This window comes from Nitratifractor salsuginis DSM 16511 (genome assembly GCF_000186245.1).
Lineage (GTDB): Bacteria > Campylobacterota > Campylobacteria > Campylobacterales > Sulfurovaceae > Nitratifractor > Nitratifractor salsuginis.
Genome location: NC_014935.1, coordinates 1,645,203 through 1,660,841 on the forward strand (window position 1 = coordinate 1,645,203; position 15,639 = coordinate 1,660,841).

General features: G+C 56.5%; 17 protein-coding genes and 1 tRNA gene. 11 read left to right on the plus strand and 7 right to left on the minus strand.

Going from position 1 to position 15,639, the window contains the following annotated elements; all coding sequences use genetic code 11:
* Positions 1-71: 71 nt before the first annotated feature.
* Genes NITSA_RS08330 through NITSA_RS08340 form a run of 3 tightly spaced genes read right to left on the minus strand, consistent with a single transcriptional unit; the run spans position 72 to position 1,922 of the window.
* Positions 72-470, minus strand: coding sequence for a hypothetical protein (locus tag NITSA_RS08330; protein WP_013554583.1), 399 nt, complete (start codon positions 468-470; stop codon positions 72-74).
* A complete protein-coding gene (dapE, locus tag NITSA_RS08335) occupies positions 470-1,564 on the minus strand; it encodes a succinyl-diaminopimelate desuccinylase (RefSeq protein WP_013554584.1) in 1,095 nt (364 codons plus the stop codon). The genes NITSA_RS08330 and dapE overlap by 1 nt, the downstream gene beginning before the upstream one ends.
* Positions 1,551-1,922, minus strand: coding sequence for a rhodanese-like domain-containing protein (locus tag NITSA_RS08340; protein ID WP_013554585.1), 372 nt, complete (start codon positions 1,920-1,922; stop codon positions 1,551-1,553). Before NITSA_RS08340 ends, dapE begins: the two co-directional genes overlap by 14 nt.
* A gap of 167 nt (positions 1,923-2,089) precedes the next feature.
* On the opposite strand from NITSA_RS08340, the gene gatC reads away from it, so the two are divergent.
* From gatC to hxlB, 11 genes are all read left to right on the plus strand, one after another.
* Positions 2,090-2,380, plus strand: coding sequence for an Asp-tRNA(Asn)/Glu-tRNA(Gln) amidotransferase subunit GatC (gatC, locus tag NITSA_RS08345; RefSeq protein WP_013554586.1), 291 nt, complete (start codon positions 2,090-2,092; stop codon positions 2,378-2,380).
* Between the two features lie 23 nt (positions 2,381-2,403).
* Positions 2,404-3,459 carry a type IV pilus twitching motility protein PilT gene (locus NITSA_RS08350; RefSeq protein ID WP_013554587.1) on the plus strand — a complete coding sequence of 352 codons (1,056 nt, stop codon included), beginning with the start codon at positions 2,404-2,406 and terminating at the stop codon, positions 3,457-3,459.
* Between the two features lie 20 nt (positions 3,460-3,479).
* Entirely contained in the window at positions 3,480-3,977 is a 498-nt protein-coding gene (locus NITSA_RS08355; RefSeq protein WP_013554588.1) for a CvpA family protein, read from the plus strand.
* Positions 3,978-3,986: 9 nt separating this feature from the next.
* Complete coding sequence (locus NITSA_RS08360; protein ID WP_013554589.1) at positions 3,987-4,472, plus strand: Fur family transcriptional regulator; 486 nt, start codon at positions 3,987-3,989, stop codon at positions 4,470-4,472.
* Positions 4,469-6,031 carry a lysine--tRNA ligase gene (gene lysS / locus NITSA_RS08365; RefSeq protein ID WP_013554590.1) on the plus strand — a complete coding sequence of 521 codons (1,563 nt, stop codon included), beginning with the start codon at positions 4,469-4,471 and terminating at the stop codon, positions 6,029-6,031. The genes NITSA_RS08360 and lysS overlap by 4 nt, the downstream gene beginning before the upstream one ends.
* A gap of 1 nt (position 6,032) precedes the next feature.
* Positions 6,033-7,283, plus strand: coding sequence for a serine hydroxymethyltransferase (locus NITSA_RS08370; RefSeq protein ID WP_013554591.1), 1,251 nt, complete (start codon positions 6,033-6,035; stop codon positions 7,281-7,283).
* The gene (locus tag NITSA_RS08375) at positions 7,264-7,803 is read left to right on the plus strand and encodes a DUF1882 domain-containing protein (RefSeq protein WP_013554592.1); all 540 of its coding nucleotides are present in this window, start codon (positions 7,264-7,266) and stop codon (positions 7,801-7,803) included. The genes NITSA_RS08370 and NITSA_RS08375 overlap by 20 nt, the downstream gene beginning before the upstream one ends.
* Before the next feature lie 55 nt (positions 7,804-7,858).
* The gene (locus NITSA_RS08380; protein ID WP_013554593.1) at positions 7,859-8,590 is read left to right on the plus strand and encodes an SPOR domain-containing protein; all 732 of its coding nucleotides are present in this window, start codon (positions 7,859-7,861) and stop codon (positions 8,588-8,590) included.
* A complete protein-coding gene (locus tag NITSA_RS08385) occupies positions 8,591-10,054 on the plus strand; it encodes an anthranilate synthase component I family protein (protein ID WP_013554594.1) in 1,464 nt (487 codons plus the stop codon).
* 61 nt (positions 10,055-10,115) lie between these two features.
* A complete protein-coding gene (hxlA, locus tag NITSA_RS08390; RefSeq protein ID WP_013554595.1) occupies positions 10,116-10,748 on the plus strand; it encodes a 3-hexulose-6-phosphate synthase in 633 nt (210 codons plus the stop codon).
* Positions 10,745-11,278, plus strand: a complete 534-nt coding sequence (gene hxlB, locus NITSA_RS08395) for a 6-phospho-3-hexuloisomerase (protein ID WP_013554596.1) — start codon at positions 10,745-10,747, stop codon at positions 11,276-11,278. The genes hxlA and hxlB overlap by 4 nt, the downstream gene beginning before the upstream one ends.
* A gap of 369 nt (positions 11,279-11,647) precedes the next feature.
* Here hxlB and NITSA_RS08400 read toward each other — a convergent pair whose 3' ends face one another.
* The 4 genes from NITSA_RS08400 to thiC form a co-directional block, all read right to left on the minus strand.
* Complete coding sequence (locus NITSA_RS08400; protein WP_013554597.1) at positions 11,648-12,241, minus strand: DUF302 domain-containing protein; 594 nt, start codon at positions 12,239-12,241, stop codon at positions 11,648-11,650.
* A gap of 219 nt (positions 12,242-12,460) precedes the next feature.
* A tRNA-Pro gene (locus NITSA_RS08405) sits at positions 12,461-12,538 on the minus strand.
* Positions 12,539-12,791: 253 nt separating this feature from the next.
* The gene (locus NITSA_RS08410; RefSeq protein WP_013554598.1) at positions 12,792-13,910 is read right to left on the minus strand and encodes an Mrp/NBP35 family ATP-binding protein; all 1,119 of its coding nucleotides are present in this window, start codon (positions 13,908-13,910) and stop codon (positions 12,792-12,794) included.
* 167 nt (positions 13,911-14,077) lie between these two features.
* Positions 14,078-15,445 (minus strand): phosphomethylpyrimidine synthase ThiC, encoded by a 1,368-nt coding sequence (gene thiC / locus NITSA_RS08415; protein ID WP_013554599.1) that lies wholly within the window; start codon positions 15,443-15,445, stop codon positions 14,078-14,080.
* Positions 15,446-15,639 lie beyond the last annotated feature (194 nt).

A 15,639-nucleotide genomic window follows, 5' to 3' on the forward strand; every position in this document is an offset into this window, starting at 1 on the left:
GAATTCGCAGGCGAATCCTGTGAAGCACGTTTTGTAAGTGGCGTCATTATAATGCTTTTTGGCCTTAAATGTCAAACCGACACGTGGGTCAGGGCCAGCCAGACCAGCCACGGATAGGTCAGGGGCCCGACGGCCCAGAGCCAGAAAGGCATCTCCATCTTGAGCATCTCCTCCGTCAGCGGATCGCTCTCGTGACGGACATAGATCTTGCGGACCATTTCGATCTTGGTAAAGATATCGAGGGTCTTGAGGGCGATGGCCAGGATGATGGGCCAGTTGAGCAGGTCAAAGCGCAGGGAGAGATAGAGGATGTAGAGGTATCCGGTATGGGCCAGCAGCAGCACAAAGACCGAACGGCGGTAGAGCCGCCACACCTTCTCCATCACCGTGCGCATCTGCGGCGCATACTGCCACGAGGTCTCCACCAGTTCCGCCAGAAAACTCAGTGCGACCCAATGCCAAATCTGCATCAAAAAGCCTCGATCACCCGGCGGAAGACCCGGTAGAGCCCCTCCACCTCATCGATGGGCACCCGCTCGTTGGGGGCATGGATGGTGTCGTTGCGCACCCCGAACTCCACGACTTTTACCCCGTACTCGGCGAAAAAGCGGGCGTCACTGGTGCCGCCGGCGGTAGAGTGTTTGGGCGCCAGGCCCGTCACCTCGGCGATGGCCCGGTCCAGAACCCGGACAACCCGGGTATCGGGATCGGTGACGAAGGGCTTGGCGCTCTGGGAAAGTTTGAGGTCGTAATCCATCCCCGAGAAATAGCGATGGACGAACTCTTCCACATCTTTCAAGTCGGTATGGGTATTGTTGCGGACATTGAACATCATCTTGAGTTTGCCCGGAGTGACGTTGGTTACTTCCATTCCCGCCCGGATATCGGTGATGACGAATTGGCTGGGGGCGAAAAACTCGTCCCCCTCGTCCAGGTTCACCCCGGCCATATGGGGAAGGACCTGGGAGACTTTGTGGATGGGGTTGACCGCCTTTTCGGGATAGGCGGCGTGGCCCTGGCGCCCCCGTTTCTCGATGACGCCGTTGATGGAACCCCGGCGGCCGATCTTGATGGCGTCGCCGAAGCGCTCTTCGCAGGTGGGCTCGGCGACGATGGCGTAGTCAGGCAAGAGGCCGATCTGGCGTAGATGGGCCAGCATGATCCGGGTACCGTAGGTGGCGTCCCCCTCCTCATCGCTGGTCAGGAGCAGCGAAAGGGTACCGTTGAAGCGCTCCGCCCGTTTCATCGCTTCGACGAAGGCCGCCACGCCGCTCTTCATATCCTGGGCGCCCCGGGCGGTGATCACCCCCTTTTCGATCCGGGGGGTGAAAGGGTCGCTGCGCCATCCCTCTCCCGGGGGCACCACATCCACATGCCCGGCGAAACAGAGGTGTTCTCCCTCCCCGAACTTCCGATACATAAAGAGATTTTTCACTCCCCCTTCGTCAAGGCGGATGATCTCGTAGCCCGGGAGGTACTCCTGGACAAACTCCATCAACCCCGCGTCATCGGGGGTGACCGAAGGGGCGCTCAGCAGCCGAATCAGCAGATCAGTCACCTCCATAGGTGCCCCCCTCTACCGGCCCGTGCCAACTCATGATCCCGCTGCGGTGGTCGATGAGCTTCCCGGCGCCGTGCTGCTTCATGATCTGCTGCACCTGCCCCGTCCGGTTGGCGGTGCGACAGGTGAGGATCACCGGCTTTTGCCGGCTCAGTTCGATCAGCTCCCCCGCCCACTCCTGGAAGCGGCTGGTCGGGCGCAGCAGATCCACCCCGGGGATGTGGGCCTCTTCATACTCATAGGGCTCCCGGACATCCACCAGCAGAAAATCGCACGCTCCGGCTTCCCGTGCCGCCAGCAGCGCTTCCAGCTGCGCCGAGTTGACCGCATCACCTTCCAACCATTTCAAATCGATACCCATGATTTCTACCTTTCGTCTCTTACTCGTCCACCCGGACTCTTCGGGTCAAAATTCCCGCAATTATACCCACCGGGAAAGCCCGGGAGCTTTGCCGACGCCATCCTTAATCCTAAATCCTATATAATAAGCCCTATCTCATTCAGAACCCAGTAGAAAAAGGATTGCCTTTGGCTCTCGATCTTCAGACGCTTGAAAAGCTCGAAAAGCTCTCCCATCTGCGTATCGACGCGAGTAAACGGGAGGAGGTACTGGCCCAGTTGAGCGAAATTCTCGACTATGTGGAGAACCTTAACGAACTCGATACCGAGGGGCTCGACAGCTACTTCTCCACCCTCGAGGGGGGAACCCCGATGCGCGAGGATCTCCCCGCCAACGATCCCGACGTGCCCCGGATCATTCTGGATCATGCACCCGAGAGCCGTGACGACTACTTCATCGTTCCAGCCATTATCGACTAAACATCGTCCGAAAAAGGAAGACCATGGCCTTCAATATTAAAAAACTGCTCCAAAGCGTCGTCGTCCACAAAGCCTCCGACCTCCACCTCATCGCCAAAAAAGAGCCCCTGCTCCGGGTCGACGGAAAGCTCCGCCCCATCAATATGCCCAAACTCACCGGTGAGGATATCGAGGAGATGTGCTACGGTCTGCTGACCGAGAAGCAAAAGAAACATTTCGAAGAGGAGAATGAACTCGACTTCGCCGTGGAGTTGGAAGGGGTCGGGCGTTTCCGGGTCAACTACTACCGCACCCTCGGAGATATGGCGGCGGCCTTCCGGATCATCCCCCTCTCCGTACCGACACTGGACGAGATCGACGCTCCCCCGGTCTATCGAAAGATCATCCGGAGGGAAAAGGGGCTCATTCTCGTCACCGGCCCCACCGGCTCGGGTAAATCGACCACCCTGGCCGCCATGCTCAACGAGATCAACCTCACCGAGTCCAAACACATCATCACCGTGGAAGACCCCGTGGAATTCGTCCACCAGCATAAAAAGTGCGTCTTTTCCCACCGAAGCGTCGGCGAAGACACCAAGAGCTTCGCCGCGGCATTGAAATACGCCATGCGGGAAGACCCCGACATCATCCTTATCGGGGAGATGCGGGACAAGGAGACCATCGCCGCGGCCCTGACCGCCGCCGAAACGGGTCACCTGGTCTTCGCCACGCTGCACACCAACTCCGCTCCCGGGACCGTCAACCGGATCATCGACGTCTTCAGCGGAGATGAGCAACCCCAGATCCGGGCTATGCTCTCCAGCTCCCTGGTCGCGGTCATCTCCCAGGCCCTGCTTCCCAAGATCGGCGGCGGCCGGGTGGCCGTGCCCGAGATCCTCATCACCAACCACGCCATCGCCAACCTGATCCGTGAAGACAAGGTCCACCAGATCTACTCCGCCATGCAGCTGGGCCAGGAGGATAGCGGGATGCAGACCCAGACCCAGGTGATGCTCCGCCTGATCCGGCAAGGGGTCATCAGCAAAGAGGATGCCCTGCAGTGGTCTAACAAGCCCGATGAACTCCGCCGGCAACTTTGACGTGGAGACGAGGAAACATTATGTCCGTCAACCTCTTTGACCTGATCGTCACCCTGCTGATCCTGCTGCTTGCCTTCAAAGGAGCTTTCAACGGGCTGCAGCGTGAGCTCTTTACTTTTCTGGGACTGATCGGCGGGGTTTTCCTCGCTTCACGGGGCGCAGCCCCTCTAGCCCGTTGGGTCGAAGCCCATCTCGTCCATCTTCCCAACCCGGCCCTGACACGCCTCATCGCCTTTGTCCTGATCCTCTCTGTCGTCTGGGGTGGGTTCAGCTGGCTCGGACGCTGGGTCCATCTGCGTTTCCCGAGAGGCGAGCGCGGCACCCTGGCCCGGGTCGGCGGTTTCGTGATCGCCGGAGTGAAATATTTTCTGATCTTCGCCATAATCCTGGCCGCCCTCCACCGCACCCCTTCGGTGCGCCACAAACTGCAGCCCCTCACCCGGGGCTCGCTGCTGGCACCCATCTTACTCGAAAGCGGACGCAGCGTGATCCATCTCGCCCCGCTGCGCCGACACTAGGAGCCTACAATGGTCGATTACGATTTCCTCCTCCAGGAGCTTAAGAGAATCCTCAAAGAAAAGCAATTAAAATTCACGCGCCAAAGAGAGCTGATCCTCAAAGCCCTCTATGACAATCCCGGCCACTTCTCCCCCGAGGAGATCCACCGCCTGGTCCAGCAGACCGCTCCCGACGCCAAGGTGGGCATCGCTACGGTCTACCGGACCCTAGCCCTGCTCGAAGAGGAGGGGTTGGCGGATTCCCTCTCCTTCGGCAAGGAGGGAAAACGCTACGAGATCGGGCTGAAGAAACACCACGACCACCTCATCTGCACCCGCTGCGGAAAGATCATCGAATTCGTCGACGAGGTGATCGAAGAGCGTCAGGAGGCCGTGGGGCGCCGCTTCGATTTCACCATCACCGACCACACGATGAAGATCATCGGCATTTGCAAAGAGTGCCGTGAAGCCGAAGAGAAAAATTCACAACAAGACAAAAAACAGGAGACCCTTTGATATTCGAAAACCCCTACGTCCAGGAACGGATCAAAAAAGCCCAAACCCTCCGCGAAGAGGGGATCAATCCCTATCCCGCCGGCCGGACCCGCGGCACCCCCTCGGCAGAGTTTCTCGCCGAAAACCGGGACCTGCTTGAACGCCCCGAAGGGGAACGCATCGCCCAGGACCGCCACTACCGCCTCACGGGCCGGATCAAATTCATCCGGATCATGGGCAAGGCCGCCTTCGCCAAACTCGAGGACAGCGAAGGACTGGTGCAGATCTACTATAACCGCGACGACCTCCCCGAGGGCTACTACAACAAGATCAAGAAACTCATCGAAGTGGGCGACATCGTCGAAGCCGAAGGCTTCCCCTTCGTTACCCGCACCGGGGAGATTACCCTCCACTGCACCGACCTGCGCATCGTCTCCAAAGCGGTCCACCCCCTGCCCGAGAAGTTCCACGGCCTCACTGATCAGGAGATCCGCTATCGCCAGCGCTACCTTGATATGATCATGAACCCGGAGGTCAAAAAGACCTTCAAACTCCGCAGCCGCATCGTCTCCCTGGTGCGCCGTTTCTTCGAAGAGAAGGGCTTTTTGGAAGTCGAAACCCCGATGATGCACCCCATCCCCGGCGGGGCCAACGCCCGCCCCTTCGTCACCCGCCACAACGCCCTGGGGGTGGACCGCTATCTGCGTATCGCCCCCGAGCTTTACCTCAAACGCCTCATCGTGGGCGGCATGGAGGCGGTCTTCGAGATCAACCGCAACTTCCGCAACGAGGGGATGGACCACACCCACAACCCCGAGTTCACGATGATCGAATACTACTGGGCCTGGCACACCTATGAAGACCTGATGCGCCTGACCGAGGAGCTATTCGACTATCTCTTCGAGAATCTGGGCCTCCCCCGCAAACTCCCCTACGGCGATCAGGAGGTGGACTTCACCACCCCCTTCCGCAAAGTCGGCTACCTGGAATCCCTGCACACCATCGGCGGGGTCCCCGAAGCGGTGATCACCGACAGAGAGAAGGCCCGTGCCTATCTCAAGGAGCACGGCGTCGAGACCGACCCCAATCTGAGCCTGGGCTACCTCCAGGCGGAGCTCTTCGACGCCTTCGTCGAAGAGAAGCTGATCAACCCCACCTTCGTCGTGGATTTCCCGGTCGAGATCTCCCCCCTCGCCCGCCGCAGCGACGAGAACCCCGAGATCGCCGAGCGCTTCGAACTCTTCATCGCCGGCAAGGAGATCGCCAACGGATTCAACGAGCTCAACGACCCCCTGGATCAATACGAGCGCTTCAAAATGCAGGTCGAAGCCAAAGAGGTCACCGGAGACGACGAAGCGATGCATATGGACCTGGACTATGTGCGGGCACTTAGCTACGGTATGGCCCCCACCGCCGGCGAAGGGATCGGCATCGACCGGCTGGTGATGCTGCTGACCAATCAGCACTCCATTCGCGACGTGCTCCTCTTCCCCGCTATGCGCCCCGAAGCCAAACTCGAAAGCGCGGAATCCAACGAATCCAACGAATCCAATGAAAATGAACCCCAGACAAAGGAATAGAATGAGCTATTACATCGAACAATTCGACCCCGAGGTCTATCAGGCCATCGTCGACGAACTCAAACGCGAAACCGAGCACCTGGAGATGATCGCCAGCGAAAACTTCACCTTCCCCGACGTCATGGAGGCGATGGGCTCGGTTTTTACCAACAAATACGCCGAAGGCTACCCCGCCAAACGCTACTATGGCGGCTGTGAATACGCCGACAAGGTCGAGCAGCTGGCCATCGACCGCTGCAAAGAGCTCTTCGGCTGCGAATACGCCAATGTCCAGCCCCACTCCGGTTCCCAGGCCAACGGCGCCGTCTATGCCGCGCTGATCAAAGCCGGTGACAAAATCCTGGGGATGGACCTTAGCCACGGCGGCCACCTCACCCACGGCTCCAAGGTCAGCTTCTCGGGCAAAAACTACCACAGCTTCACCTACGGCGTGGAACTCGACGGGCGTATCGACTACGACCGGGTTCGCGACATCGCCAAGATCGTCCAGCCCAAGATCATCGTCTGTGGCGCTTCCGCCTACCCCAGAGAGATCGACTTCGCCCGTTTCCGTGAAATCGCCGACGAGGTAGGCGCCCTCCTCTTCGCCGACATCGCCCACATCGCCGGGCTCGTCGTCGCCGGGGAACACCCTAGCCCCTTCCCCCATGCCCACGTGGTCACCACCACCACCCACAAGACCCTGGCCGGCCCCCGCGGCGGCGCCATCATGACCAATGACGAAGAGATCGCCAAGAAGATCAACTCCGCCATCTTCCCCGGACTGCAGGGCGGCCCTCTGGTCCATGTCGTCGCCGCCAAAGCCGTGGGCTTCAAGCACAACCTGGCTCCCGAGTGGAAAGAGTACGCCAAGCAGGTCAAAGCCAACGCCAAGGTCCTGGCCGATGTGCTGATGAAGCGGGGCTACGACGTCGTTAGCGGCGGCACCGACAACCACCTGGTACTTGTCTCCTTCCTCGACAAAGAGTTCAGCGGCAAAGATGCCGACGCCGCGCTGGGCCGCGCCGGAATTACGGTCAACAAAAACACCGTCCCCGGAGAGACCCGCAGCCCCTTCGTCACCAGCGGGATCCGCATCGGTTCCCCCGCCCTGACCCGCCGGGGTATGAAAGAGAAAGAGTTCGAGCTCATCGCCAACCGTATCTGCGATGTCCTTGACCGCATCGACGACCACGAGTTCCAAGCCAAAGTCAAAGAGGAGATGAAAGAGCTTGCTCTGCAGTTCGTCATCTATGACCGACCCATCTACTAAGCGAACCGATTCTATACTCGAGTCGGAGCTGGGCGACCTGGCCAAAGGCGCTCATTGTTACTATCTCAAATCCCCCGCCATCGTAGAAAAGATCCTGCACGAGGGACGGACCTTCTACAGCAAATTCCGCCGTTACGATCAGGAGGTCAATCCCATCCTGATCCGTCAGCATCTGAATCGTGAAGTCACCCTGGCTCTTCCTCTGCTCCGTGAGGGGCGGGGCGATCTTCTGGTCGTGGAGTATTTCGGAGAAGAGCCGGAACTCTTCATCCCCATCCTCGAACACCTCTTCCACCATCTCGGGATCACAGACTACCGTCTCTACCGAGGCAAGCATAAACATCGCCGCACCGTCCTCATTCAGGTACCGGAACAGCCCCTTGAGCGTTTGCATGAAATGGGGGGTCAAATCTCCGATATGCTCCAGACGCGCCTGGAAAAATCCTGGAAGATCCTTCCCGACCGGCGCCTTCCCGAGCGCTACAATATTTTCACCCTTCCCTATGAATATATTAAGTAATATATTGCTCAGATTTTTTTGGTTATAATCTTCTATCTCACCTTGGAGTGCTCCAATGAACGATCACAACCTTGACGACCTTATCATCGGTGAACCCGACTCGGGCAACAAAGGAAGCAAGAGCCTTCTGACCCTTGTCGGCCTGATCCTGATCATTCTGATCGTCGGGGTCTTCCTGGCCAAATTGATCCTGGGCGGACCCGATGTTCCCCAGGAAGCCCAGGAAACCGAGCTTACCGGGATCAGCAAACCCGCAGCCCACCCTGCCGCCAAGCCCCGGCAACCGACCGCTTCCAAGAGTGAAGCCCTCCCCGAAGAGCTGCAACCCATCAGCAAAGAGACGCTCCCCTCCACCGAAGAGCTCACACCCATTCATCCTCCTGTAACGGCCAAGGTACCGAGTAAACCCCACATCGTGAAGCAGACACCGAAGACCCAGTCAACACCGAAAGCCAAAGTGAGTGTGTCCAAACCAAAGCCCAAGCCCAAAGTGAAAAAAAGCCCCAAAGAGCTCTTCGCCAAACAGAGTCGAAACAAAAAGCCGGCGGCGAAAACGGCGACTGGAACCCGACAATACTTTATCCAGCTCGGCTCGTTCAAAAGAATGCCGGACAAAAAATTCCTCGACAAGATCAAAGCCCGGGGCTACAAGCCCATTATCGTCAAAGCCGGCGAAATGATCAAGGTCCGTGTCGGGCCCTACGGCTCCTATGCCGATGCCAAGGCCAAACTACCCACGATCAAAGATCAACTGGGCATCTCCGGTTTCGTCGTAAGGAAGCAGTAGATGTTGCGCAGCTATCTCTTCGACCAGCTCACCCCGGTCGCCCTCTACGGCGAAATCAAAAAACTCTATCCCGAGGAAGTCACCATGCTCTTCGAGAGTGTGGTCACCTCCGAAGAGGGGAACTTCAGCTTCATTGTCATCGGAGCCAAAGAGCGCCTCGTTTATCGGGACAATGAGACCCTCTATACCGACAACACCGGGACCACACGGCAGTTGGAGGAAGATCCCTTCGCTTTCCTCCAGGAGTATTACCGCCGCCTGGACAAGGAGCGCTACCGCGCGATCGCCCGGGACGCCGGCTTCTCCTTCGTCGACGGATTTATCGGCTTTATCGGTTACGATATGGTCAAAGTCTTCGAGCCGGTGCTTCGGGAGTGGATGGATGATCTCGAAGATCCGCTCCAGACTCCCGATCTCGACCTGATCCGCCCCAAACTCATCATCGGCTTCTCCCACAAGAGCAGCGAACTGACCCTCATCGACCCGGGCGGGGAAAATCCCAAAATGCTCGAAAGCGTGGCCGCTCTGCTCCCCAAGGCTCATCATCCCCTCCCTTTTCAACCCGCGCGGCTGGAGGGAGAAGGGAGCTTCTCCATCACCCCGGAGCGCTATATGGAGATCGTCGAAGAGGCCAAAGAACATATCCGCGCCGGGGATGTCTTTCAGATGCTTCCCTCCAACCGCTATACCCAGCGGGGACACGTGGACCCTCTGAGCTTCTACCGGGTGCTCCGCGCCAAGAACCCCTCGCCCTACCTCTTCCTCCTCGATTACGAGGATTTCAGCATTTGCGGCTCTTCCCCGGAAGTGATGGTCCGCCTCACCCAGGGGGAGATCCTGCTGCGCCCCATCGCCGGTACCCGCAAACGGGGGGCCACCCCCCAGCGCGACCACGAACTGGAACAGGAGATGCTGAGCGACCCCAAAGAGTGCGCCGAACATTTGATGCTGGTGGACCTGGGACGCAACGATGTGGGCCGGGTCGCCAAAACCGGCACCGTGGAAGTCCCCGAGATGATGCGCGTGGAAAAATACTCCCACGTCATGCATATGGTCAGTGACGTCGTGGCACAGATCGACGAGGGGAAAGATATGTTTGACCTCTTCCGCGCCACCTTCACCGCCGGTACGATGACCGGTGCCCCCAAGATCAAAGCGATGGAGCTCATCGCCCGCTTCGAGGGGCTCAAGCGGGGCTTCTACAGCGGCAGCGTAGGCTACTTCTCCTTTACGGGGGATATGGATTCCGCCATCGCCATCCGCACCGCCCTGATCCAACCCGACAAGATCATCCTCCAAGCCGGCGCCGGCGTCGTAGCCGACAGCCGCCCCGAGCTCGAAGAGCTGGAAGTCCGCAACAAACTGATGGCCCTGCTCGCTACGCTGAAAGAGATGGAGCGTTTCTCGCCCGATCAGCCGCTACTGATACTCAAAGAGATTCCTGAAGCCGATGAGAAAGAGTAGGCATCTCTACGAAAAAAACAGGCCCGCTACATTTTGATCAATCATTTCCCGGGAGAAAAATATGAAACTGCAATTGGCGATCGACGTTCTAACGAGTGAAGAGGCCCTTGTCCTGGCCAAAAAGACAAGCAAATACATCGATATCATCGAGATCGGCACACCGCTGATCAAGCACGAAGGAGTCCGCCTCATCTCTTTGATGAAAGCCCTTCACCCGAAGAAGGAACTTCTGGTCGATCTGAAGACCATGGATGTCGGAGAGTATGAGGCGGACTTCTGCTTCGAAGCGGGGGCGGATATCGTCACCGTCCTGGGGGTAGCCGATATCAAAACGATCGAAGGGGCGATTGTCAGTGCCAAAAAACATGGCAAAAAGGTCGTCGTCGATATGATCAACGTCGCCGACAAGATCACCCGGGCCAAAGAGGTTGCCGAGCTGGGAGCCGACTATGTCGGGATCCACTCAGGAATCGATCAACAGAATGCAGGCCAATCCCCATTGGCGGACCTCAAAAAGCTCTCCAAGGCCGTCGATATTCCCCTCGTCGTCGCCGGAGGAATCAATCTGGATACGCTTGATGAGATTATCGCCTGCAAGCCGGAGGTGGTCGTCGTTGGCGGGGCCATCACCGGAGCCAAAAACCCCAAAAAGATCGCCAAAAAAATCTCGAAGAAAATCCGGAAAGCATCATGATCGCAGAAGAGATTCTAAACGATCTCGAGAGGATCCTCTCCAAAACGGATGAAAAGGCATTTGAGCGATTTCTCGACAGACTCCAGCCCGGTAAGCGTATTTTTATAGCCGGCGCAGGCCGCAGCGGCTATGTAGGAAAATGTTTTGCCATGCGTCTGATGCATCTGGGTTATGAAGCCTTCGTCGTCGGGGAGACCAATACTCCCTCTATTCGCCCGGATGATCTGTTGTTGGCGATCTCCTCTTCCGGCACGACCGACAGCGTCGTCAATGCCGCCAAAAAAGCGCTGAGCCATGGAGCCGAAACACTGGCTCTCACCGCCGACACCTCTTCCCCTCTGGCTCAGAAGAGCGACTTCGTCATCTATATTCCTTCAAATGACCCGAAAGAAGATGGAAGCAGCCCCCTCCCTCTGGGATCGAAATTTGAACTGAGCGCTCTACTCTTCCTCGAAGCCGCCGTCAGCGAGCTAATGAAACATTACGGTATCACTGAAGAAGAGATGAAAAGCCGCCACAGCAATCTGTAATATTAGCTACCACCTAATATCCCGACTCCACACAAAGAATTTGAGTTAAAGCAGAAATTATGATTGCCAAAAACCCTTCAATGCTTCGATCTGAAAAGTACCACGATCAACGTGATCTCGCCAATGATCTTCATCGCTGCGGCATTGGGTTGAATCGGTTTTCCCGGGTAAGGAAGAGTGGCAAGAGTGAAATTTCCACCCCGCTAAAGTCCGTCGGTTCCAGGATATTGAGCCTTGTGAGAAGGAAGACGAAACCACCTTATCCCGAAATCACTAGATCTTTATGCATAAATACTCCTGATAAAAGTGATGAATTGTCTGGAGGTCTTCAATAGAGCCTTCCCCATAAAGGGGGAGAGCAATTGAGGATTAGAAATCGCCGTGGGCGGCTTTGTCCATCATGGTATAGATCGTGTTTTTGACCTGATTTCCGTATTTGAGCATATCGGGAGGCAGCGGTTTGCCGCCGTGGATCATCATATCCAGATCAAGGGTGTAGAGCCAATAGTCGCCGTTTTTATCCTGCATGAGCGTAATGCGACAGGGTAGATAGGCTCCGTAGGCCATGGACCATTTGACCATCTTAATAGCGATGGCGGGATTGCAATAGCTCAGCACCCGGGTATAGGGCTGGGGCTTGCCGGTACGCAAAGCCACCTCTTTGGAGAGGGGCAGGTCCCCCACCGGCTTGATTCCCATCTCCGTCGCGACGCTGTTGAGAGCATCGACCACTTCATCCGGTTCGATCCCTTTCTCCACTTTTACTTTACGGACCGTAGCCTTACCGATATCTCCTGTCTCCAGGAGGGTGGACATCATATGGGTATAGACATCCTTGGCCTTGGGGTCGAGTTGTTTGACCTGCTCGATACGCGTGCCGAGATCCAGGGCGAACCAGAGATAGATGATCAGGATCGTGATCAGCAGGCCGATAATCGCAAAGAGGTTTTTGAAGAATTTCATAGAATATCTCCCTTCCATTGTAAAGATAATCTATTTTAACGATCAATTTATTCCTTTTTGTTTAATTAATTTTATTTTATTCGATTTTATAATATATGAATGATCGGCTGAGTAAATTTGACACAAATGAAGAGCTAAAATGAAAATATGGGAAGGATCAGATGAACACTGACAAAAATAATGTAATAAGTTGGGAAGAAGATTTGAAATTGAGAAAAATGGTCGGAGTGACAGGACTCGAACCTGCGACCTCTACCACCCCAAGGTAGCGCGCTAGCCAGACTGCGCCACACCCCGACTGAAAGTGGAGTAGAATATTAGCGAATTAAACTGAAAAAAACCTGAATAAGCATTATTCCTGCTATCCCTGTTATTTTTATCGTTTTTCGGACAACGCCGAAGAGTTTGCGTCAGATGTGTCGATGCTTGGTGTGTAGGAGTGTTGATGGGAAGCGCAGGCGCACTTGGAAAGTGCGTTGAGCATTCACATCGGCGCTCATGACGCCGATGATCGATACAGATGACGTGAAATCTGAGGGATTGGCCGAAATTATTTCATACTGCAGGCACTTACACCCGGAGGGGTGGTCGGTTGGATGGCGGCATTGTCGGCACCGCCCTCTTCATCGACTTTTTCCATAAAGGCGATTACTTTATTGGCCGCTTCCTGGAAACGTTTGGCCGTTTCGCTCTCGGGATGATGATAGGTTACCGGCTTTCCGGTATCTCCACCGATACGGACCTGAGGCTCGATGGGGATACGGGCCAGAAGCTCGGTACCGTACTCTTCGGCAACAGGCTTGGAAGTCCCCATTCCGAAGATGTCGTACTCTTTGCCGTCACCCGGGCAGATGAAGCCGCTCATATTTTCGATAACCCCGGCGATGGGGATGTGGAGTTTCTGGAACATATCAAGGCTCCGGCGGCTGTCGTCCAAGCTCACTTCCTGGGGAGTCGTGACGGTGACACCAGCGGTCACAGGTACGCTCTGAGCCAGAGTCAGCTGGGCATCCCCGGTCCCGGGAGGCATATCGATCACCAAGACATCCAGGTCGCTCCAGAGAATATCGCGGAGGAACTGCTCGATCGCCTTCATGATCATCGCCCCCCGCCAGATCAATGACTGGCCGGGCTCCATCAGGCTTCCCATACTCATCACTTCGATCCCGTAGGCTTCGATGGGCTTGACTTTGTTACCCACCACTTCGGGCTTGACATTCTCGATCCCCATCATCCGGGGAATGTTGGGGCCGTAGATATCGGCATCGAGCAGACCCACCTTTTTGCCCTGCATCGCCATCGCGATGGCCAGGTTGACGGCGGTGGTCGATTTACCCACGCCCCCCTTACCGGAGCTGATCATCAGGAAGTCTTTGACCTGGGGAGCGATGTTTTTGCCGGTCATGGAGTTGCTGCGCTCGACGGGCTTTTTGGGAGCAATGATCTCTACCTGCACATCCTCGGCACCCGCCTTGGCCAATTCGGTCTCGATGTCTTTGATAAGCTGCATCTTCACTTCATCGGCACTGGAAGTGATCTCTATGGTCACTTTGACCCGGTCGTTGTCGTCAATCTCGACACCCTTGACGAAACCAAAGCTCACGATGTCTTTGGTAAATCCCGGATAGATGACGTGGCTCAACGCCTCCAATACTTTATCTTCTGTCATTAAAACTCCTTCTTTTAATTTTTAGTCGCAAGTCGCAAGCACGGGGCTTTGCCCCTCACGTCGCAAGTTTATGACCATTGAGCTTTAGTCGCTAGTCATTAGTATTTGCGAACCCTGCCCGCCTTTCCATAAGAAAAAGCGTTGCGAAGCAACGCATACCTCAATTCCTAATTCCTCACTCCTAATTCCTCACTCTCCATTACATCGCCGTGCTCTTCGACGATGCTCTGCGTGATCTTGTAGGAGCAGAATTTCGGCCCGCACATAGAGCAGAACTCCGCCTCTTTGAAGACATCCTGGGGCAGAGTCTCGTCATGATACTCTCTGGCCCGATCGGGGTCGAGGGCCAGCTCGAACTGCCGGTTCCAATCAAAGCCGTAACGGGCATCGCTCATCGCGTCGTCCACATCCCGGGCACCGGGACGGCCACGGGCGATGTCCGCGGCGTGGGCCGCGATCTTGTAGGCGATGATCCCTTCGCGCACATCGGCGGCGTTGGGCAGGCCCAGGTGCTCCTTAGGGGTGACGTAGCAGAGCATGCTCGCTCCGTGCCAACCGCCCACCGCCGCGCCGATGGCGGAGCTGATGTGGTCATATCCCGCGGCGATGTCGGTCACCAGAGGCCCCAGGATATAGAAGGGCGCCTCGTGGCAATACTCCCGCTCCAGCTTCATATTGCGCTCGATCTGATTGAGGGGCACGTGGCCGGGCCCTTCGATCATCACCTGCACATCCTTCTCCCACGCTTTGAGGGTCAGCTCCCCCAGCACCTTCAATTCGCTCAGCTGCGCCTCGTCGCTGGCGTCAGCCAGGCAGCCGGGCCGCAGGGAGTCTCCCAGGGAAAGAGAGACATCGTATTTGCGGCAGATATCCAGGATCTCGTCAAACGCTTCATAGAAGGGGTTCTCCCGGTGGTGGTGCATCATCCAGGCCGCCATCAATGAGCCGCCCCGGCTGACGATCCCCATTTTGCGCTTGGCCACATGGGGCATAAAGCGCAAGAGGAAGCCGGCGTGGATGGTGAAGTAGCTTACTCCCTGCCGAGCCTGCTTCTCCAGGGTCTTGAGCATAATGTCTATGGTGAGGTCCTCGACCTTGTCGTTGATGTCGTGGAGGATCTGGTAGATGGGTACCGTCCCGATGGGCACCGTGGAGTGGGCGATCACCGCTTCGCGGATGGCGTCGAGATCCCCGCCGGTGGAGAGGTCCATAATCGTATCGGCCCCGTATTTGAGGCAGACATCGACCTTCTCGATCTCACCGGCGATATCACTGGCCAGGGCCGAGGAACCGATGTTGGCGTTGATCTTGCAGCTGACCGCCATCCCGATCGCCATAGGATCGAGCTGCTTGTGGTTGACGTTGGCGGGGATGATGCAGCGGCCTCTGGCCACTTCGCTGCGGAGAAACTCCGGATCGATCTTCTCTTTGGCGGCGATATGCCGCATCTCTTCGGTGACAATCCCTTGACGGGCATAGTACATCTGGGTCCGCACCGGGTCGTTCTTGCGCTTTTCAAGCCATTCTTCTCGCATACTCTTTGTCCTCGTGCTGAAGTGGTATTAGGAGTTATACCAACCGAATCTTAAACGAAACCTAAATCGAGAGAAATTATGAGTAAAATTGTCCACTTTGGCCAGTTTCGACAGGGGTCGATGAGGGATTGTTCCAAAAAGTGGCGTTCTTATGCTCTATAAGATTCCGGGTGTATAATTTCGTTACATAGCTA

Coding starts and splice junctions, on each gene's coding strand:
- NITSA_RS08330 (WP_013554583.1), bottom strand. CDS start 470: ATGCAGATTTGGCATTGGGTCGCACTGAGTTTTCTGGCGGAACTGGTG.
- dapE (WP_013554584.1), bottom strand. CDS start 1,564: ATGGAGGTGACTGATCTGCTGATTCGGCTGCTGAGCGCCCCTTCGGTC.
- NITSA_RS08340 (WP_013554585.1), bottom strand. CDS start 1,922: ATGGGTATCGATTTGAAATGGTTGGAAGGTGATGCGGTCAACTCGGCG.
- NITSA_RS08350 (WP_013554587.1), top strand. CDS start 2,404: ATGGCCTTCAATATTAAAAAACTGCTCCAAAGCGTCGTCGTCCACAAA.
- NITSA_RS08355 (WP_013554588.1), top strand. CDS start 3,480: ATGTCCGTCAACCTCTTTGACCTGATCGTCACCCTGCTGATCCTGCTG.
- NITSA_RS08360 (WP_013554589.1), top strand. CDS start 3,987: ATGGTCGATTACGATTTCCTCCTCCAGGAGCTTAAGAGAATCCTCAAA.
- NITSA_RS08370 (WP_013554591.1), top strand. CDS start 6,033: ATGAGCTATTACATCGAACAATTCGACCCCGAGGTCTATCAGGCCATC.
- NITSA_RS08375 (WP_013554592.1), top strand. CDS start 7,264: ATGACCGACCCATCTACTAAGCGAACCGATTCTATACTCGAGTCGGAG.
- NITSA_RS08380 (WP_013554593.1), top strand. CDS start 7,859: ATGAACGATCACAACCTTGACGACCTTATCATCGGTGAACCCGACTCG.
- NITSA_RS08385 (WP_013554594.1), top strand. CDS start 8,591: ATGTTGCGCAGCTATCTCTTCGACCAGCTCACCCCGGTCGCCCTCTAC.
- hxlA (WP_013554595.1), top strand. CDS start 10,116: ATGAAACTGCAATTGGCGATCGACGTTCTAACGAGTGAAGAGGCCCTT.
- hxlB (WP_013554596.1), top strand. CDS start 10,745: ATGATCGCAGAAGAGATTCTAAACGATCTCGAGAGGATCCTCTCCAAA.
- NITSA_RS08400 (WP_013554597.1), bottom strand. CDS start 12,241: ATGAAATTCTTCAAAAACCTCTTTGCGATTATCGGCCTGCTGATCACG.
- NITSA_RS08410 (WP_013554598.1), bottom strand. CDS start 13,910: ATGACAGAAGATAAAGTATTGGAGGCGTTGAGCCACGTCATCTATCCG.
- thiC (WP_013554599.1), bottom strand. CDS start 15,445: ATGCGAGAAGAATGGCTTGAAAAGCGCAAGAACGACCCGGTGCGGACC.